The organism is Vagococcus zengguangii, assembly GCF_005145005.1.
Classification (GTDB): domain Bacteria; phylum Bacillota; class Bacilli; order Lactobacillales; family Vagococcaceae; genus Vagococcus_A; species Vagococcus_A zengguangii.
Window position 1 is genome coordinate 676,647 of record NZ_CP039712.1, and the last position, 20,869, is coordinate 697,515.

General features: G+C 36.8%; 18 protein-coding genes and 1 riboswitch. Of the genes, 16 read left to right on the plus strand and 2 right to left on the minus strand.

Annotated features, from left to right (window positions below; genetic code table 11):
- Nucleotides 1-96 precede the first annotated feature (96 nt).
- The 16 genes from recD2 to FA707_RS03345 all read left to right on the plus strand — a co-directional run bounded on the left by recD2 (nt 97) and on the right by FA707_RS03345 (nt 18,811).
- Complete coding sequence (gene recD2 / locus FA707_RS03270; RefSeq protein WP_136952877.1) at nt 97-2,610, plus strand: SF1B family DNA helicase RecD2; 2,514 nt, start codon at nt 97-99, stop codon at nt 2,608-2,610.
- Nucleotides 2,611-2,746: 136 nt separating this feature from the next.
- Nucleotides 2,747-3,277, plus strand: a complete 531-nt coding sequence (locus FA707_RS03275) for a DUF805 domain-containing protein (RefSeq protein ID WP_168177334.1) — start codon at nt 2,747-2,749, stop codon at nt 3,275-3,277.
- An 81-nt stretch (nt 3,278-3,358) separates the two neighbouring features.
- On the plus strand, nt 3,359-4,300 hold the full coding sequence (locus FA707_RS03280) for a hypothetical protein (RefSeq protein WP_136952879.1): 942 nt from the start codon (nt 3,359-3,361) through the stop codon (nt 4,298-4,300).
- Between the two features lie 199 nt (nt 4,301-4,499).
- Nucleotides 4,500-5,837 (plus strand): UDP-N-acetylmuramate--L-alanine ligase, encoded by a 1,338-nt coding sequence (gene murC, locus FA707_RS03285; RefSeq protein WP_136952880.1) that lies wholly within the window; start codon nt 4,500-4,502, stop codon nt 5,835-5,837.
- A gap of 11 nt (nt 5,838-5,848) precedes the next feature.
- On the plus strand, nt 5,849-6,559 hold the full coding sequence (locus FA707_RS03290) for a Bax inhibitor-1/YccA family protein (protein ID WP_425471301.1): 711 nt from the start codon (nt 5,849-5,851) through the stop codon (nt 6,557-6,559).
- Between the two features lie 111 nt (nt 6,560-6,670).
- A complete protein-coding gene (gene polA, locus FA707_RS03295; protein ID WP_136952881.1) occupies nt 6,671-9,325 on the plus strand; it encodes a DNA polymerase I in 2,655 nt (884 codons plus the stop codon).
- Between the two features lie 245 nt (nt 9,326-9,570).
- A complete protein-coding gene (mutM, locus tag FA707_RS03300) occupies nt 9,571-10,401 on the plus strand; it encodes a DNA-formamidopyrimidine glycosylase (protein ID WP_136952882.1) in 831 nt (276 codons plus the stop codon).
- 12 nt (nt 10,402-10,413) lie between these two features.
- On the plus strand, nt 10,414-11,016 hold the full coding sequence (coaE, locus tag FA707_RS03305; RefSeq protein WP_136952883.1) for a dephospho-CoA kinase: 603 nt from the start codon (nt 10,414-10,416) through the stop codon (nt 11,014-11,016).
- 114 nt (nt 11,017-11,130) lie between these two features.
- A complete protein-coding gene (gene nrdR, locus FA707_RS03310) occupies nt 11,131-11,619 on the plus strand; it encodes a transcriptional regulator NrdR (RefSeq protein ID WP_136952884.1) in 489 nt (162 codons plus the stop codon).
- Nucleotides 11,620-11,629: 10 nt separating this feature from the next.
- Entirely contained in the window at nt 11,630-13,036 is a 1,407-nt protein-coding gene (locus tag FA707_RS03315; RefSeq protein WP_136952885.1) for a replication initiation and membrane attachment family protein, read from the plus strand.
- Entirely contained in the window at nt 13,036-13,965 is a 930-nt protein-coding gene (gene dnaI, locus FA707_RS03320) for a primosomal protein DnaI (RefSeq protein ID WP_136952886.1), read from the plus strand. The genes FA707_RS03315 and dnaI overlap by 1 nt, the downstream gene beginning before the upstream one ends.
- A 96-nt stretch (nt 13,966-14,061) precedes the next feature.
- A complete protein-coding gene (locus FA707_RS03325; protein ID WP_136952887.1) occupies nt 14,062-14,622 on the plus strand; it encodes a YceD family protein in 561 nt (186 codons plus the stop codon).
- Nucleotides 14,623-14,686: 64 nt separating this feature from the next.
- Nucleotides 14,687-14,869 carry a 50S ribosomal protein L32 gene (gene rpmF / locus FA707_RS03330; RefSeq protein ID WP_135253736.1) on the plus strand — a complete coding sequence of 61 codons (183 nt, stop codon included), beginning with the start codon at nt 14,687-14,689 and terminating at the stop codon, nt 14,867-14,869.
- A 156-nt stretch (nt 14,870-15,025) separates the two neighbouring features.
- Nucleotides 15,026-16,441 carry an NADP-dependent phosphogluconate dehydrogenase gene (gnd, locus tag FA707_RS03335; RefSeq protein WP_136952888.1) on the plus strand — a complete coding sequence of 472 codons (1,416 nt, stop codon included), beginning with the start codon at nt 15,026-15,028 and terminating at the stop codon, nt 16,439-16,441.
- Nucleotides 16,442-16,628: 187 nt separating this feature from the next.
- Nucleotides 16,629-17,315, plus strand: coding sequence for a response regulator transcription factor (locus tag FA707_RS03340; protein WP_136952889.1), 687 nt, complete (start codon nt 16,629-16,631; stop codon nt 17,313-17,315).
- On the plus strand, nt 17,315-18,811 hold the full coding sequence (locus FA707_RS03345) for a HAMP domain-containing sensor histidine kinase (RefSeq protein ID WP_136952890.1): 1,497 nt from the start codon (nt 17,315-17,317) through the stop codon (nt 18,809-18,811). The genes FA707_RS03340 and FA707_RS03345 overlap by 1 nt, the downstream gene beginning before the upstream one ends.
- Nucleotides 18,812-18,882: 71 nt before the next feature.
- Here the strand turns inward: FA707_RS03345 and FA707_RS03350 are convergent, their stop codons facing one another.
- Both FA707_RS03350 and yidC read right to left on the minus strand, forming a co-directional pair.
- Entirely contained in the window at nt 18,883-19,314 is a 432-nt protein-coding gene (locus tag FA707_RS03350) for a GNAT family N-acetyltransferase (RefSeq protein WP_136952891.1), read from the minus strand.
- Between the two features lie 334 nt (nt 19,315-19,648).
- Nucleotides 19,649-19,822: riboswitch (M-box (ykoK) riboswitch) on the minus strand.
- A 95-nt stretch (nt 19,823-19,917) separates the two neighbouring features.
- Complete coding sequence (gene yidC, locus FA707_RS03355; RefSeq protein WP_136952892.1) at nt 19,918-20,862, minus strand: membrane protein insertase YidC; 945 nt, start codon at nt 20,860-20,862, stop codon at nt 19,918-19,920.
- Nucleotides 20,863-20,869: the final 7 nt, after the last annotated feature.

Consider the following 20,869-nt stretch of genomic DNA (forward strand, 5'->3'; position numbering starts at 1 on the left):
GTGGCTGAAATGGTCGCTGTTTTTTCTTGTTTAATTGGGAAAAAAAGCTTAAGATGAAACATAGAGAAAATAAGGAATAGACCAAGGAGGGAAGAAATGGAAACAGAAGCACTTTATATTACTGGCTCATTGATTGCCATTTTTTTCCAAAATCCAAGTAATTTTTACAAGGTAATGTTGATTGGCGTGGAAGAAACGAATACGCCGTATGAAGAGTTAGAAATCGTCGTGACTGGGAGTTTTGGTGACATGATTGAAGGCGAGACCTATCAATTTATTGGGCACCTAGTCGATCATCCCAAATACGGCAAACAATTTCAAGTTGAAACGTATAAAAAAATTCAACCTACGACAGAAAATGGACTAGTTGAGTATTTATCAAGCGACAAATTCCCAGGCATTGGTCATAAAACTGCCGAAAAAATTGTCGAAACGCTAGGTGATAAAGTCATCGATATTATTATGAATGAACCTGAGCGTTTACTTGAAGTAGATGGTATGACCAAAAAACGCCAACAAGTCTTAACAGAGGGTGTCCGTGAAAATTACGGGATGGAGCAGGTGATTGTTTCGCTTCATGATTACGGTTTTGGTAGCCAGCTTTCAATGGCAATTTATCAAAAGTATAAAGGGGAAACGCTAGAGCTGATTCAAGAAAATCCGTATCGTCTCTGTGAAGACATAGAAGGGATTGGCTTTAAAAAAGCGGACCAATTAGCGGAAAATATTGGGATTGAAGCAACCTCTGCGCCACGAATCCAAGCCGCCATTCAATTTGAGTTGCTTCAAAGCTCACTCAATGATGGCAATACGTATCAAGAAGCCGAAGTATTGTTGGAACGCACCATTAATTTATTAGAAACGAGCCGCCCTGTTGAAATCACGCCTAATTTAGTGGCAGATCAAATTATTCAGTTAGTGGATGAGGCAAAAATTCAACAAGAAGGCACAAAGTTATTTGAAAATAGTTTGTATTTCTCAGAATACGGCATCGCGACTTCCATTAAACGTTTGTTGTCTCGTAAAAAGCGGATCAGATACGAAGAGGAAGCTATCGATACCATTATTGAGCAACTGGAAAAACAAAATAAAATGCGTTACGGAGATTCGCAAATTTTGGCGTTAAAAGAAGCCATCCGCTCGCCTTTGTTTGTTTTAACGGGTGGACCGGGTACTGGGAAGACAACGGTTATTAATGGTATTGTTTCGTTATTTGCAGGCTTAAATGATTTATCGCTAGATATCAATGACTATCATAACGAAGTCTTTCCTATTTTGTTAGCCGCACCAACAGGTAGAGCTGCGAAGCGCATGAATGAAACGACAGGTTTACCAGCAAGTACGATTCATCGTTTACTAGGCCTGAATGCTGGTGAAAAAATTAATATTGAAGAGATTGAGAAATTAGAAGGTGGCTTGTTAATTGTTGACGAGATGTCGATGGTGGATACATGGTTAGCCAATATGTTACTAAAGGCTATTCCAACGAATATGCAAGTCATTTTTGTAGGCGATAAGGATCAATTGCCGTCGGTTGGTCCCGGTCAAGTGTTGCATGACTTCTTACAAGTCTCGGAGATTCCAAGTTGCGAATTGACTGATATTTATCGTCAAGGGGATGGCTCAACGATTATTTCGTTAGCCCATGGAATTAAAAACGGTAAATTACCTGCTGATTTAACTAAGAATCAACCAGACCGCTCGTTTTTCTCATGTAACGCGGTTCAAATCGAGCCGATTATTCGTCAAATAGTGACAAAAGCTCAGACGAAAGGTTTTACTGCTCAAGATATTCAAGTCTTGGCACCGATGTATCGCGGAGTGGCAGGGATTGACAACATTAACGCGATGATGCAAGAAATCTTTAATGCTAATCCAAATGGTTCACGTAAAGAAGTGAAGTGGAATGATAAAGTTTACCGTATTGGTGATAAAGTGTTGCAGCTTGTGAATGAGCCTGAACTTAATGTCTTTAACGGTGATATGGGGGTCATTACCGGAATTATCTATGCAAAAGATTCAGAAAACAAGGTCGATGAATTAGTGATTCAATTTGATCAAAATGAAGTGACGTACGGTCGTAATGAATGGAGCAAAATTACATTAGCTTATTGCTGTTCGATTCATAAGTCGCAAGGTAGTGAGTTTAAAATGGTCATCATTCCAATGGTGAATCAATACTCACGCATGCTCCAACGTAATTTACTTTATACTGGTATCACGCGTAGTAAAGAGCTGTTAATCATGCTAGGAGAGCCCTCAGCGTTTGTGAAAGCAACTGACAACGAAGGAACTAACCGTTTGACGTATTTATTGCCAAGAATCGTTGAAGCCTTAGAATTAGACCCGCACGTCTACATTGAAAGCAGTGAAGAAACAGACGTGTCAACTGAACCAGTGCAAGAAGAAACAGTTGAAGAGGTGGTAGTAGAAAATCCCGCTGCCCCTGAGATATCACTAAACGAAGAAGTTTCAATATCAACCGAAAAGCATGTTGATACGAGCATCACGTATATTTTGACAGAAAAATTAGTCGCACAAGGAAGCATATCGCCTTTGATTGGGATGGCAGAAGGCATTACGCCTTATGATTTTGAACCATCAAAGTGAAATTAAATGCTTAAACTAATTTGATAAACTAAAGATAGAATGAGAGAAAACAAGGTCAAAGATGGCCTTGTTTTTTGTTGAACATTCATATAAATATGGTATGATAAAAAAACAGAGAAAGAAGGAGATTCAAAAAATGAAAAAAAAGAGTTATTTCCAGGTTATAAAAAATTTTTATAAGAATTATGTCAATTTTAGTGATTGCACAACTAGAAGGGACTATTGGTTACCTGTATTGAGCTACTATGCACTCTCTTTGGTGGGGATAATCTTGTCACTAGTTATTTTCACTGTCAATCAAACAGAGGTAACGGTAAGTGAAGGCGTTGAAACGGTTGTGAAGCAAGCGAGTGCACCATCTATCATTAATATCCTAGCCATTGGACTGCTTATATTTTGGATTGTTATTTCATTTGTTTCTATTATTCCAATGTTCAGTGGGGTAGTTCGTCGCTATCGAGATGCTGGCTTAAATAATCGTGGAATTGTATGGTTAGTCATTTTAAGTGTTATATTTTCAACTACGGGAGCATCAGCTCAAAGTAATAACTTTGTCCAATTTATTTCATTTTTATGTGGTTTAATTACTTTTATTGTCTTATTACTGCCGAGCGATTATTTAACAAGTAAATCAAGCTCGTTTGCCCGATATTTTTATCGTCAGTAATCAGATTTTTGTTGTTTTTTTTCTAGGGTTGTTTCTTTAATTATGGTACACTTGGTATGTTAAAGAAAGGGGTTGACTTATATGGGAGAATCTACAGAACGTAAACAGTTTAGATTTCCAGCTTTTTCAGATAAAGAAGGTGTCAAATTAACCACTCAACCTAAACGAAAAATATTTGAAGACCATGAACCGGTCATTATTACTAAATATCAAACAGTGATGACGAACAAGATTGAAGAGTTACGTCACTTAGATGAAATCGAAAAATTAAACGAAGCCAATCAAGTGGAGGAAGTCCAATTAGAACCAACTAAAGAAAAAAATTGGGAGCCAAAGCCAGTAAAAAAAGAAAAGGCGACAAAAGGTTTAGCTATCAAAGGTTCATCACCATTGCCTACTAAAAACAATAAAACAACATTTGCAGCAAGCTATCAACCACCCATTACGAAACGAGTGACTCAAGAGGTTAAAAGCTGGTTGCCAGAAGACGTGGAAGAGCGTATTGATAAGCATGCGGCCTTAGAAGAAAAATTATCGAAAACACGTTTTGCTGAAGAAAAAGAAAAGTTTGTCCCAAAGCCAATTCCGCAACAAATGTATGGCGAGGATCCATCAGTTGTCGAAGCACAGCAAAAAATGGCACTCGCTAAACAAATGGTGGAAGCTAAACGAGACTACCTGATTCTAGCTAATGATGACGAGCAAGAGATACCTGAATTAACTGAGCAAACAAGCGATATCAGTCTTGAGATGGAGGAATTATCTAGCGAAAAGACTTATAATGAAGAAGAGTTAAATGAATCAAGAAGTAAACGTACCGTTCCTCAAGCGATGAAAAAGGACTTGATTTCCGAACCAAAAATTAGCACATTTTCTACTAAAAATGATGTGGAAACACCAGTTTTTAAAAAGAAAAACGGCCACGAAGAAAATACTCGCACGCGTTTAGACAAATCTTTAGCGGGCATTATGTCCGATGAAGGAAAATTAACGAATAGTCGCTATTTCGAATTAGACGACTAGTGAGTTAAGTTAACAGGGAACAAGTGTTATGATCTGCTAATTATGTACATTCATGAGGCCGTGACGAAGTCTGTGTTACGGCTTCTTTTAGTAGTTATTTTTTCTTAGGGACTAGTTCTTGAAAAAAAAATGAAAATGTATGATAATGGTAGTCGGATTTGATGTTACGAATAGTAGCATACAGAAAAGAGGATAAATAATGGATATTAATAAAGAGAAGATTTATCATTTTGTAGGTATTAAAGGGTCAGGTATGAGTGCTTTAGCACTAATTTTGCACGAAAAAGGCTTTAAGGTACAAGGATCAGATATTGAAGACTATGTGTTCACTCAACGTGAATTAGAAAAAAACAACGTATTAATTCTACCATTTAACGCGGATAATATTAAAGAGAACATGATTGTCATTGCGGGAAATGCTTTTTTAGATACACATGACGAAATCGTAACGGCTAAAAACTTAGGAGTTGAAGTCATCCGTTATCATAAATTTATTGGTGAATTCATTAAGAAATTCACGAGTATTGCAGTGACAGGTTCTCATGGGAAAACAACGACATCAGGTTTATTATCCCATGTTTTCAGTGGTATTAAACCAACAAGTTATTTAATTGGGGATGGAACCGGGCACGGGGTTAAAGGGGCAGAATATTTTGCCTTTGAAGCATGTGAATACCGTCGTCACTTCTTAGCTTACCAACCTGATTATGCGATTATTACCAACGTTGACTTTGATCACCCAGACTATTATCAAGGGATTGATGATGTTTTTGATGCGTTCCAAACGTTCGCTAAAGAAGTTAAAAAAGGCATCGTGGCTTTTGGTGAAGATGAGCAATTGAAAAAATTAGTGGCAGATGCGCCAATTTATTATTATGGGACAAGTGAACACAATGATTTCAAAGCGATTAATATTGAGCGCACGACAACAGGTTCGTCTTTTGAAGTTGAATTTAAAGGTCAAATCATCGGGAAGTTTGAAGTGCCATCATTTGGTATTCACAACGTTTACAATGCACTAGCGGTTATTGCCCTAAGCCATTTAGAAGGTTTAGATGACAAGGAAGTAGCCAAAGAATTATTAACGTTTAACGGTGTGAAACGTCGCTTTACTGAGAAAAAAGTGAGTGATATGATTATTGTGGATGATTATGCGCACCATCCAGCTGAAATTCAAGCAACCATCGATGGTGCTCGTCAAAAATATCCTGAAAAAGAAATTATTGCCGTTTTCCAACCTCATACGTTCACACGTACGGTTGCATTAATTGACGAATTCGCGGCATCATTAGATTTAGCAGATAAAGTTTATTTATGTGATATTTTCGGCTCAGCTCGTGAAACACAAGGTGAAGTAAAAATTGAAGATTTAGGCGCTAAAATTTCAAAAGGTGGTTCTGTTATTAAAGAACAAAATGTCTCACCATTATTAGATCATGAAGATGCGGTGATTATTTTCATGGGTGCTGGTGATGTGCAAAAATTTGAAATTGCTTATGAAAAATTATTAACAAATACAAGTCGTAACAATATGTAAATTATAAAGGAGTGTTGTTGTTGAACAATCATTTAGAATCAAATCAAGTTGTATCGAATAAAGGCACATTAGGAGAGTTTTACACACGCGTTTATGCGATTTTAGCAGTAGGTGTCATGTTAAGTAGTGTGACAGCTTATGCTGTATCGACAGTTTTTTATGAGCAAATGGCAAGTTTCTTAGCTAATGTTCCATTTGGTTTTGGTATACTGTGGATTATCGAAATAGCTTTAGTATTGTTTTTAGGATTTAAATCTTTTACAAAACCGGTCATGGCCACAGGTGGTTTCTTACTATATTCTTTCATTAATGGAATTACATTAAGTGTCACTTTAATGGCTTATGGTGTTGAAACAATGGGACAAGCTTTCCTAGCAGCTTCAGCAACCTTTGCAGCGATGGCGATTTTTGGTAGTCGTACGAAAAAAGATTTATCACCACTTGGTAGAGCGGCTTATATCGCGCTAATCGGGATTATCATCTCAATGGTGATTAATTTCTTCATTGGTAGCTCAGCGTTTGATTTATTTGTCACTTGTTTAACGATTTTAGTGTTTGCTGGTTTAACAGCGTATGATCATCAAATGATCAAAACATACTATTATAACGCGCAACAAAATCAATTGAGTCTAACAGGTGTTGCAGTATTCTGTGCTTTGCAGCTGTATATGGACTTTATCAATTTATTAATTGCTTTTGCGAAAATTTTTAGCAGAGATTAATGACATTTAAAGACAGGTTGTTTGGCAAATTGTCCAACAACCTGTCTTTTCTCTTTGTTCAACCCACTAAACTTTGTTAGAATAGAGTCAATAGCTTAAAGGAGAAGAAGAATGTCTAATAAAAATAAATTATTACTAGTTGATGGCAATAGTGTGGCTTTTCGTGCCTTTTTTGCCCTTTATCAATCACTAAGTCGTTTTAAAAACAGCAGTGGTTTACATACGAATGCTATTTATGCTTTCCATAACATGATTCTTAATGTAATGGAAAAAGAAAATCCTACGCATATGTTGGTAGCGTTTGATGCAGGTAAAACAACGTTCCGTCATGAGACCTTTGAAGAGTATAAAGCGGGTCGTTCAAAAACACCAAGTGAATTCAAAGAACAAATGCCTTATATACGTGAAATGTGTACGGCATTAGGGATTAAATATTATGAACTTGAAAATTATGAAGCGGATGATATTATCGGTACTTTAGCCAAAGGCGTTTCAAAAGATGAATTTGAGGTTGTGGTATTATCTGGAGATAAAGACTTAACGCAGCTAGCTGAAGAGCACATTCGCGTTGAAGTGACGGTGAAAGGCGTTAGTGAATTAGAGTCTTACACACCTGAACATATCCGTGAAAAATACGGATTAGAACCAATGCAAATTGTCGATATGAAAGGTCTAGCAGGTGATAGCTCAGATAACCTGCCAGGTGTCACTGGTATTGGGGAGAAAACAGCCATTACGTTATTAAAAGAATATGGCAGTGTCGAAGGTGTTTATGAACACATCGATGAGATGAAAAAAAGTAAACGTAAAGAAAACTTAATTAACGATAGAGAACAAGCGTTAATGTGTAAACAATTAGCCACAATTAATATTCATACGCCGATTGAAGTGACGGTCGATGAATTAAAGTATGAAGGAAAAGATTTAGAAAAATTAGTCGCCCTTTATAAAGAAATGGATTTTAAAACATTTTTATCAAAATTAGACACTGAAGATTATCATGATGTTAGTGAAGAATTGGAAGACATTAAGTATGAGCTTGTAACGGAACCTACTGCTGAGATGTTTGAAGATGGTATGAGTGTTTATTTAGAAATGTTAGAAGATAATTATCACTTAGCAGATATCATTGGTGTATCATGGGGGAATGAAACGAATCGATATGTCGCGATTGGTGATGATATTTTAAGTCACCAAGCAATGATTGCTTGGTTGGAAGAAGAGAAACTGACAAAACTGACTTATGACGCTAAAGCTTTACTTGTAGCGCTAAACCGTTATGGGATACAAGCTAAAGGTATCCAGTTCGATAGCTTATTAGCGGCTTATTTATTAGATACAAACGACAAGAGTGAGGATTTGGCAGAAGTGGCTTATCACTATAATTATAAAGCCATCGAAACAGATGAAAAAGTCTATGGTAAAGGTGTTAAACGTGGCGTACCTGAAGAGGATGTCTTAACGGCTCACTTAGCGAGAAAAATTGCGACCTTAAATTATTTAGCCCCAGTATTAAAAGCACAATTAGCTGAAAAAAATCAAGAAGAACTGTTTTATGAGATGGAGCTACCGTTATCATTTGTTTTAGCGAAGATGGAAATTCAAGGGATTCGTGTCAATGCGCAAACGTTGATGACTATGCAACAAGAATTTGCAGTGACGTTAGCTGAAATCGAAGCGCGCATTTATGAATTAGCTGGAGAAGAATTTAATATAAATTCACCTAAGCAATTAGGCGTGATTTTGTTTGAAAAAATGCAATTGCCAGTCATTAAGAAAACGAAAACGGGTTATTCAACCGCCGTTGACGTCTTGGAGCAATTAAGAGATCAAGCCCCGATTGTTGATGAAATCCTACATTATCGTCAAATCGCGAAAATTCAATCAACGTATGTAGAAGGGTTATTGAAAGTTATCAATCCTAATGATAATAAAATCCATACGCGATACGTGCAAACCTTGACGCAAACAGGACGCTTAAGTTCAGTTGATCCTAACTTACAAAATATTCCGATTCGTTTAGAAGAAGGGCGAAAAATTCGTCAAGCATTCATTCCGCGTGAAGAAAACTGGGGAATTTTCTCAGCCGATTATTCACAAATTGAACTACGCGTGTTAGCGGATATTTCTCAAGATGAACATTTGCGTCAAGCTTTTATTGAAGATCAAGATATTCACACAAGTACAGCGATGCGTGTCTTTGATATTCAAGATCCAGAAGCAGTTGATGGCAATATTCGTCGTCAAGCTAAAGCGGTAAACTTCGGGGTAGTTTATGGCATTAGTGACTACGGCTTATCACAAAACTTAGGGATTACGCGTAAAGAAGCGAAAGAATTTATTGATACTTACTTTGAAAAATACCCAGGTGTTAAAAGGTACATGAAAGAAATCGTGCGTGAAGCCAAAGAACAAGGTTATGTTGAAACCTTATGGCACCGACGACGTTATTTACCGGACATTAATTCACGCAATTTTAATGTACGGTCATTTGCTGAGCGTACAGCGATTAATACCCCTATCCAAGGTAGTGCCGCTGACATCTTGAAACTAGCGATGATTGAAATTGATCAACGCCTTGCTAAAGAAGATTTACAAGCGACAATGTTACTACAAGTACACGATGAGCTAGTTTTTGAAGCGCCAAAAGAAGAAATCCCAGCACTTGAAGCATTAGTAAAAGACGTCATGGAAAATATTGGAGCCTTTAGTGTCCCATTAAAAGCGGATAGTAGTTATGGCCCAACATGGTACGAAGCGAAGTAAAATATAGTGATTGAAGGCGCACTTAACTTTCGAGTGATATGTTAACGATGACGAAAATTTAAAAAAATTTGAGAATCCTACCATATCACCGAGGAAGTTGCGCCTGAGATCCGGATTGAATAAAGTGATTGAGGAATTGTTTAGCTCCAAGAAACATGCATTTTTTATTTATCTTTATAGGACAAATTTATTTAAGGAGATGTGACACGTTCACACCTCCTTTATTTAGAAAGAAGTGATTTTTTATGCCAGAATTACCAGAAGTTGAAGCGGTGAGAACCGGTTTAGAATTATTAGTTTTAGGCAAAACGGTGGCCGAGGTTGACGTATTATGGCCAAGTATTATTGAAGCGCCAGCAGTTGAAGAATTTATTCATCAATTGATAGGCCAATCTATTGAAGCGATGCATCGTCGCGGGAAATTTTTAATTTTTAAGTGGACTAATTTTGATATGGTTTCTCATTTACGCATGGAAGGTAAATATGAAGTTCATCAACAAGGTGAGCCGATTGCCAAACATACCCATGTCATTTTTAAGTTTACCGATGGTTCAGAGTTACGATACTTAGATGTTCGCAAATTTGGACGCATGACGTTAATGCCAAAAGATACGGCGTTACAATATAAAGGTATCACTAAGTTGGGACCGGAGCCGACGCCAGACGTGTTTACCTTAGCTCCTTTTAAATCTAGCTTGAAACGTCATCATAAAGCTATTAAACCATTACTACTAGAGCAAAAGTTAGTGACGGGTTTAGGTAATATTTATGTTGATGAAGCGTTATTTGAAGCGAAAATTCATCCGGAACAACCAGCTGATTCGTTAACACCAACCGAAGTGGTACACTTATATCAAAGTATAATCGACGTGTTAGCACGTGCCGTTGAAGCTGGTGGTACCACGATTCGCACGTATAAAAATGCCTTGGGAGAGGCTGGTAAATTCCAAGTATCATTAAACGCATACGGCTTAACAGGTGAACCATGCCGACGTTGCGGGACAGCGATTATTAAAACGAAAGTCGCTCAACGTGGTACACATTTTTGCCCTAATTGTCAAAAAATTCATCGTTAAAGGAGTGAGACTATGACGTTTGTATTAGGGTTAACGGGTGGTATTTCGACAGGGAAATCTACGGTTAGCCAAATGTTCAGCGCACAACAAATACCCGTAATTGATGCTGATTTAATTGCCCGTGAAGTTGTGGAACCAGGTACCACAGGGTTAAAAAAAATTACAGAAGTATTTGGTCAGACTGTGTTACAAGCAGATGGGAGTTTGCATCGCAAAAAATTGGGGGAACTAGTTTTCTCGAGTCCAGAGAAGTTGGCTCAATTAAACGACATTCTAGGATTAGAAATTAGACAAGTTATTTTAGCGCGAATTGATGCGTTTAAAAAGCTAGCAGTACCATTAGTAGTGGTAGATATTCCATTATTATACGAGAGTGGCTATGAAGCTATTATGGACGCGGTGATGGTCGTATATGTGCCCCAAGAGCTGCAATTAGACCGACTGATGAAACGTGACCACCTAACCCCAGAGCAAGCTCAGGCGCGCTTAGAAAGCCAATGGCCCATTGATAGTAAAAAAGAACGCGCGGATATTTTAATCGATAATAGTGGTTCAATCACCGAAACTAAAAATCAAGTAGACAACTGGTTACAAAAAAATAGAGAAACCTTATAAAATAAGGGATTTTGAACTATACCAACAACCGGAAATCATGGTACAATGAAGACAGTTAAATAGTAAATAATCATGTTTATTATAGATAAAATAATCTAAATTGAGGTGAAAAAAATGCAATGTCCAAAATGTCAGTATAATGGTTCACGTGTGGTTGATAGTCGTCCCTCTGATGAAAATCGTGCGATTCGCAGAAGACGTGAGTGTGAAAGTTGTGGCTTTCGCTTCACAACCTTTGAAAGAATTGAAGCAACGCCGGTGTTAGTCATTAAAAAAGATGGTAAACGCGAAGAATTTAATCGCGAAAAAATCTTACGTGGCCTAATTCGTTCGGCCGAAAAACGTCCAGTTTCGTTGGAACAGATGGAAAACGTCGTGGATAAAGTAGAAAATCGTGTGCGTTCATTAGGCGAAAATGAAGTGCCAACTACCTTGATTGGTGAATATGTGATGGAATATTTAGTTGATTTAGATGAAATTGCTTATATTCGATTCGCAAGTGTTTATCGTCAATTTAAAGACGTAAGTGTCTTTATTGAAGAAATGCAAGAAATGGTTAATAAGGGGCAAGAAGAAGCGCCTCCAGAAACCGCAACAGAGTAGGGGATGTAGTATGAAAGATAACGGACGAGAATTGAAGGCAAAAGACACCTTCTTTGTTCAACTAACAGAATTAATTTCTGAGGTGGATTTAAAAGTTTTAAATACGCTGTATCGTCCATTACTTGGCAGTAAAGCGTTTGGCTTGTACAACGCGCTTTACTTGATGACACCTAACTATCCGTTTGAAAGTTTTGAAACGTTTCATGCTGATTTATTTTCTGAATGTGATTTAGGTCGGATTGATTTTTTAGAAGCACGTAAGAAGCTAGAAGCACTAGGCTTATTACGTGTGTTTGTGAAGCAAGAGGATGAAGCTCAAACGTATATGTATCGTGTTGAAAAACCCATGAGCTACTATGCTTTTTTAAAAGATGACATGTTGTCATTAATGCTGTTAGATCGGGTAGGACAAAGGCGATTTGAACGCTTGATGCAAGAAATTCCTCAGCGTGCACAATTACCAGATGGATATGTCGAAACCACGCATCAATTTGTTGATGTGTATCAACCAAGTCGCATAGGTGTTTCAGCAAAACCTGAAGTGATTAAGACAGTCCAACAAACACTTTCACAAAGTCAGAAAAAACAATTTATATATCCTGAAACTTTTGATTGGATGCATTTTGAACAGTTAATGGCACGCTATCACTTGGCAGATGGCCACTTGTTGACAGTTAAAGATGAATTGTTAGCTATTCATCAACAATATGGCTTTGACGAGATGACGCTACGAAATTATTTAGCCAATTACATTGACTACACAACCAATCAAATTGAGTTGAAGAAATTTAAGTATGCGCTAGTTAATCGGCCAGCAACGCCTTCAAAAGAACAAAGAAATCAGGCGTCAACTAGTGAGCAAGTAACGCTTCAAGTAGAGGCACAACCAGCGCTTGCGACTGGTATGGAAGCTTTAAATGAGCAAGAGCGCGCCCTTGTTTACTCAAGCAATGAATACGCCCCTATGGAGTTTTTAGAAGCTATTAAGGCAGATAAAAAAGGTTCGGTTGTGATTACTGAACGTTGGGCAATTGAAAAACTAGTGAAGCAATCTGGCTTACCTAATAATGTGATTAATATTTTAATTCATTATTTACTGTCAGTTCAAAACAAGCCCACCTTTGAAGAAATTACTGCCTTTAAAATAGCGAATGATTGGTCTCAATCAGGTGTTAAAACACCGGTTGATGCACTTATCCGCACAAAAAAAACGTATCAAGAAAAGCAACATAAAAATCAAAATCAAGCGATCCAATACAATAATAAGTCTTATAATAATAAACCTGTTCGTAAAGAAACTTTACCGGATTGGGTTAATAAAGAAGTAAAAGAGACTAAAATGTCTTCTGAAAAACAAGCGTTAATGCGTGAAAAATTACGTCAGATGCGCCAAAAGGGAAAAGATGGTGAGAAATAATGGGAAATCTAGGCGATGAAATGAAAAAAGTCATTCAACAAAACGCCTGGCAAGATCGGTATCAACATTTAATTGATACTGTCATGCAGGACCGCTATGTTCAACAATTTTTGTTGGAACATCAAGAGAAAATTACAGATGAATTACTTGAGAAAAGTTATGCTAAATTATATGAATTTGTCCAAGAAAGACGAAAATATGACGAAGGTAATCCTTCCATGATAGCGCCTGGTTATGAGCCACAACTATTTCTTAATTATCGTTCCATTGATGTGACGTATGTACCAACGAAAGAATTGTTGGCCAAACAAGAAGCTGATGCGATTAAACGCCGTGTTAAAGCAATTGATATTCCTAAGGATGTTCGTGAAGCAACCTTTGACGATTTTGAGTTAACGGATGAACGTGAATATGCCTATCTTGAGTGTGTGGATTTTGTGAATCATTATATCGAACAACCTAAAGTCTTTCGACAAGGATTATATTTACAAGGCTCATTTGGTGTGGGGAAAACCTATTTACTAGGCGCTATCGCGAATGAATTAGCGCAATCTGGCTTTCATACAACGTTGATTCATTTTCCAACCTTTGCTGTTGAAATGAAACAAGCAATTGGTAACAATTCATTAAATGACAAGCTAGAAGAAGTGAAGAAAGCCCCCATTCTAATGATCGATGATATCGGAGCAGATTCAATGAGTGCGTGGATTCGTGACGATATTTTAGGGGTTATTTTACAATACCGTATGCAAGAACAATTACCAACCTTTTTTAGCTCTAATTTTGATATGGAACAGTTGGAAAATCAACATTTACGCCAGTCACAACGCGGTGATGATGAGCCGTTGAAAGCTAAACGGATTATGGAACGCGTTAGATATTTGGCTAAAGAAATTAAGATGATAGGTATTAATCGTCGTATTCAATAAATTTATCACAATTCGTGAAGCTGTCAAGAAAATTTCATTGACAAAGATTTGACTAGCTAGTATAATAATTTTTGTTGCGCAAGGAGAGTGGAAACAGTGAAATGGTCATTAATGGAACTAAGACGTTATAAAGACGAACCCTTAGTAATAGACACAACAATTGAATTAGCCGATACGTTATTAAAACGTGACGAAACAATTTTAGCTGTTGGACCAGCCAGAGTGGTAGGAACGATGAATGTTGAACCGCGCGAGTATATTGCACAAGTTCAAGTTGATGTCGTGTTAACTTTACCATCAAGTCGCTCACTTCAGCCAGTTGAATATCCAATGTCAATCGCATTCGATGAAATCTATATGACTCCAGAAGAATACGCATTGGTTAAAGGAACAGACGGCTACGAACATGCTATCGTTTTAGATAGCACAACTATCGATTTGCGCGAAGCAATTGAGGACTATATTTTGCTGAATATTCCGTTACAGGTATTAACGGAAGAAGAAATGGCTTCTGATGATTTACCAAGTGGTGATTCATGGACAATTATGTCTGAAGAAGATTATTTATATCAACAAATGGAAACTCAAGCCCAAACAATTGATCCTCGTCTTGCAAAATTATCAGCTTTGTTAGATAATAACGAAGAATCTGAATAATCGTAAGATTGGAATAGATTTACTGCTTCGGCAGTAAAAATGAGTTAAGGAGGTGTAGTTCAAGATGGCAGTACCTGCAAGAAGAACTTCAAAAGCTAAAAAAGCAAAACGTCGTACTCACTACAAATTATCAGTACCTGGAATGAGCACATGCTCAAACTGTGGCGAAATGAAACGCAGCCACCATGTATGTCCTGAATGTGGTCAATATGATGGAAAAGATGTTGTAAACACAACAGCTGAATAATACATTTTTTTAGAAAATGTTTAAAACCGTTAGACAACCATGGAGTCTAGCGGTTTTTTGTATCTAGATTAGTTTATTAAGTTTTAATTAATCAGACTTTAATGTATAATAGATTAGGAAAACGTGTAATCAATGATTACTTTTAGGAGGAACAACATGTCTAAACAACAAATCGGTGTCGTCGGTATGGCGGTAATGGGAAAAAATTTAGCATTAAATATTGAAAGCCGTGGTTATTCAGTGTCAATCTTTAACCGTTCAGCTTCAAGAACAGAAGAAGCAATTGCAGAAAATCCTGGAAAAAATTTAGTTCCAACCTATACAATTGAAGAATTTGTTGACTCTTTAGAAACACCAAGAAAAATTATGTTAATGGTACAAGCAGGTGCGGCGACTGATGCAACTATTCAAAGTTTATTACCTCACTTAGATAAAGGGGATATTTTAATTGATGGCGGAAATACTTTCTTCCAAGATACCATCAGACGTAACGAAGAATTAGCAAACTCAGGAATTAACTTTATCGGGACAGGGGTTTCTGGCGGAGAAGAAGGCGCATTAAAAGGGCCTGCTATCATGCCTGGTGGTCAAAAAGAAGCCTATGAATTAGTGGCACCAATCTTTGAACAAATCGCTGCAAAAGCTGAAGATGGTGAACCATGTGTGACGTATATTGGACCAAATGGTGCGGGTCATTATGTGAAAATGGCGCACAATGGGATTGAATATGGTGACATGCAATTAATCGCTGAATCATATGATTTAATGTCACGTTTATTAGGCCTTTCAGTTGATGAAATGGCTGACATCTTCAAAGAGTGGAATGAAGGGGAATTAGATAGCTACTTAATCGAAATTACGGCTGACATTTTAACTCACAAAGATGACGAAACAGGCAAACCATTAGTCGATGTGATTTTAGATGCGGCTGGTAATAAAGGGACAGGTAAATGGACAAGCCAAAGTGCCTTAGACTTAGGTGTGCCACTACCATTAATTACTGAATCAGTATTTGCGCGTTACATTTCAGCCATGAAAGAAGAACGTGTGGAAGCAAGCACTAAAATCAAAGGGTTAGATGTTCAACCGTTTGAAGGGGATAAGAAAGAACTAGTTGAAAAAATTCGTGAAGCATTATACTTCAGTAAAATCATGAGCTATGCGCAAGGTTTCGCACAATTACGTATTGCAAGTGAAGAATACGGTTGGGAGTTAAACTATGGTGAAATTGCGAAGATTTTCCGTGCAGGTTGTATTATCCGCGCGAAATTCTTACAAAAAATTACCGATGCTTATGCAAACAATCCAGAATTGAAAAACTTATTATTAGATGAGTATTTCAATGAAGTCACACAAAAATACCAAAAATCAGTGCGTGAAGTGGTGGCGTTAGCCGTTCAAGCAGGTGTTCCTGTACCAACCTTCTCTTCTGCGATTGCTTACTATGATTCATATCGTAGTGCTGATTTACCAGCTAACATTATCCAAGCGCAACGTGACTACTTCGGTGCTCACACTTATAAACGTAAAGATAAAGAAGGCATCTTCCACCACGATTGGTATACAAAATAGTCTGACAATCGATTAACGATTAATAAGTTAGTAAGAAAATTATACTCACACGTTGAAGAGGTGGTCCTATAAATGAGTGGCAACTTTTGGACCATCTTTTTAAATTAATGAAATAGTATTACTTAGCGTAAATCGATATAGCATAATATGGCTTATCGGTGAAGAACAGAGAAAGGAATTAGTCTGAATGAACCGTATTTTAATTATCGAAGATGAAAAGAACCTAGCGCGTTTTGTTGAACTAGAACTAAAACATGAAGGCTATGAAGTAGAGGTTCATTACAATGGGCGCACAGGCTTAGAAGCAGCCTTAAACAGTAGTTGGGATGCTATCTTATTAGACTTGATGTTACCAGAGTTAAATGGTTTAGAAGTGTGCCGTAGAGTACGACAAGCCAAAGATACACCAATCATTATGATGACCGCACGTGATTCAGTGATTGACCGTGTATCAGGATTAGATCACGGAGCGGATGATTATATTGTTAAACCATTTGCTATTGAAGAGTTATTAGCACGTTTACGAGCGTTACTACGCCGAATTGATTTTGAAGGAGATCGTAATGTTGTGAAACAAACAACATTAGAGTATCGAGATTTGACGATTGAAAAAGAAAATCGCGTCGTTCGTCGAAATAACGACATTATAGAATTAACAAAACGTGAATATGAATTATTATTAACATTGATGGAAAATATCAACGTCGTGTTAGCACGTGATGTTCTACTTAAAAAAGTTTGGGGTTATGAAACAGAAGTTGAAACGAACGTAGTGGATGTATACATCCGTTATCTACGTAATAAAATTGATTTACCAGGTGAGGACAGCTATATTCAAACTGTTCGCGGGACTGGTTATGTCATGCGTTCATAATGAACAAAGAATCAAATAAACTAGCTAAAGTTCACTTCCACTTAAGTATGAGTGGTAAGTGGACTTTACTTACATCTTTATTTGTATTAATTTGTGTGATTGTCTTTTCATCAGTCACCTATCAAAAAAGTATTGATACCCTAATCGAAGTAGAACGAGAAAATATTAACGCGACGATAGACGATGTTGCGAATCGGTTGAAAATTTCAAATAATGAATTATCCATTCGTAACACAGCCTACTATTTGTCTGATGAGCACAGTGTGTTGGGATCGGACCCGACCGAACGAACATTAGAAGCGAACTTAATTCGTCTGAATTCATTTATTTCAGAATTATCTCAACCAGAATTAAGTGTTTCCGTTTATAATACGGAGCAACATTTAGTTTTTGAAACTAAAAATACGAAACATGCTTATTATGGCAGTGAGAAAAGAGAGGTTTCACAAAAAATTGTAGATGGAAAAACAGGCTTCTTAGCGACTGAACCTGTCTATTCCAAAGAAAAAGGCGAAAAAATCGGCTATATACAATTATTTTATGATTTGAGTCAGGTAGATTCCGTTAAGAATAATTTGATTCGCTTGATGTTTTGGTTAAGTTTAATCAGTATTATTGTGAGTGCCTTATTTGGCTTAGCGCTGTCTCATTACTTTATGCGACCACTTAAGAAAATCACAGAAGTCATTAATGAAATTAAAACAGATCCCCAAACAGAAGCGCGTATGCCAGTTGAGGAAATGAAAGATGAGTTCGCTGACTTAGCAATCATTTTTAACGATATGATGGACCGTATGCAACGTTTTATCGAACAGCAACAGCAATTTGTGGGAGATGTCTCACATGAGCTTAGAACGCCTGTTGCGGTGATTGAAGGGCATTTAAAGTTGTTAAATCGTTGGGGTAAGGATGACCCAGAAATTTTGGAAGAATCTTTGGGTGCGTCTTTACAAGAAATTAGCCGTATGAAAAGCCTGGTTCAAGAAATGCTTGATCTTTCAAGAGCAGGACAAATTGATTTACATCATAAGCATGATGTTTCAAATGCGAAAGAAGTCATTCATCAAGTGTATAATAACTTTGTGATGCTCTATCCAGATTTTAAATTTGTGTTAGACGATGATATATTAGAAGAAAAAGAAGTCAAAATTTATCGTAATCATTTAGAACAAATCTTAATTATTATTTTAGATAATGCGGTTAAGTATTCTATGAATCGTAAAGAAGTGTTATTATCGATTTCAACGACGTATGATTATTTAGAAATCGCGATTCAAGATTATGGTGAAGGGATAAGCGAGGCTGATTTAGAGCAAGTCTTTAATCGTTTTTATCGTGTGGATAAAGCGCGTAGCCGTCATAAAGGCGGAAATGGCCTAGGTTTATCAATTGCCAAGCAGTTAGTTGAAACTTATGATGGTAAAATTAAAGTTGAAAGTGTCCTTGAAAAAGGTTCAACATTCAGAATTAGTTTGCCATTAGCTAATAAAGAATAGCAGAAGAGGCAGTCACCTTTTAGTTGGTGGCTGCCTCTTTTTATCATAAAGATTAATAATAATTGTAGGTTTTAAATAGATTTATAGTAAGGTTGCATCATCATGCTACCTTTTGCGAAAGGTTGGTCAACTGCAACATAACCTAATTTCTCATAGAATTTCCAAGCAGAATCACGTGCGTTTAAAACAATACTGTGATAGCCTTGTTGGCGAGCAATATTTTCAGCATATGTCATAATTGATTTGCCAATGTTTTTGCCACGATAGTCTGGTGAAACGGCGACTTGTTTAATTTGGGCTTGATGTGGATTGTCAGTGTTGTCTAAAAAGAGTGTTGCAACAACTTTTTGATCAATGACGGCAACTAGGTGGATGGCTAATTCTTCATCAACTGGCGCATCGGTAATTAACGTCAAATTACTTGGAATGTTTAATTGTTCATTTCTTAAATTGATACCTTCAAAATATTCTTTACTTAACCATTGAATTTTCTTTAATTGCATAATAAGTTATCCTCCAAACATGAAATAAAATTGGTCAGATAAGTAGCCTCATTATTATACAATGGCGCAACAAATAAACAGGCAAGAGCTGCTGTTTTTACGCTTACTTTAAATAATTGAGTGCTAACTTTCTCTACATAAAAATGCGTTGTGAAAGAAAGTTTGCGGCTGATTTTATAACAGACGCATAAAGACTTTCTTTCATGGTTATGGCGGGTCCTGAGGTATCGTTACTATGATTTTGGTCCATTACAAAATCCTCCTTCTCTTTAAAAATAGGCAATAAAAAATCCTTGTAATGCGAAAAAAACACAACACAAGAATGGTCTTACCGTTATGATTTCTTCGTTGAGTTTTAGCACTATACAACGTAAAAAACACCGTAATGTTTTTAGGTACCTTTAGAAAAGCCTTAATTCAACTATTCATGTTTTACCCATTGGCATCTTTCGATGTTTCTGGGCAGCACCCTATGTTTGTATAGACGCCTCGCCTAACAAAATCGTTAATATTATTTTTACAAATAGAAATATATCACGTTCGAAAAGTTTGTGCAATTATAAAAAATCAAAAACCCTAAGAATTTTTTCTTAGGGTTTTTGTTTACTTCTTAATATTTTGTTTTTTACCAGCGTTTAAGCCTTTTGATGATGATTGTGTTAATTTTTTAGTTGCTGATTTAGTTGCTGGTTGAGCTTCTTTTACTTCTTTAACTGCAACAGGTTTGATAGGGTTTAATTTCATTTCTTCTTCGATTTGTTTACGAATTTTTGGTTTTTGAATTAAGTTAGTATATAAAGATTGTAAGCAACTAACTAAACCACCGATTACCCAGTACAATGTTACCCCTGCAGGTGAACCTAATGAAATCATCACGATCATTAATGGCGACATGAATGTCATCATTTTCATTTGTTTCTTCTGGTCTTCAGACATGCCAATCATACTAATGTAGCTTTGTGCTAAGTAGGCAATACCCGCTAGAGCTACCAAGATATAGCTAGGTTTTGATAAATCAATGCCTAGGAACGGTGCGGCATTTTCAATACCAGGTGCAAACTTAATTGAGTAGAACAAAGCAGTAAAGACTGGCATTTGAATTAATAATGGTAAACAACCAATGCCACCAAACATGCTAATATTGTTGTCTTTGTAAAATTGTTGCATTTCTTTTTGTGCTTCCATCTGCTCTTGAGGGTTAGTAGCCTCTTTCAAACGAGCTTGCAAGGCATCAATTTGAGGTTTAACATATTGCATTTTTTCAGACATGTAAGTTGATTTTTTGGTTTGATTAACCATCAACGGGAACAAGATAAAACGTACGATAATCGTGATAGCGATAATTGCTAATCCATAATTACCGTTAAACTTGTCTACGAACATGCTGATGAATTTCCCCATTGGTGCAACTAATAAATTGTAAACCCAACCGTCACCAGTTGGTGTGCCTTTGTTTGGCCCATCTTTATAGATATCCACACAGCCAGATAGCGTTAGCATTAACGTAAATAAGCCACCTGCTGCAATCCATTTTTTAATATTTTTCATTCAATTC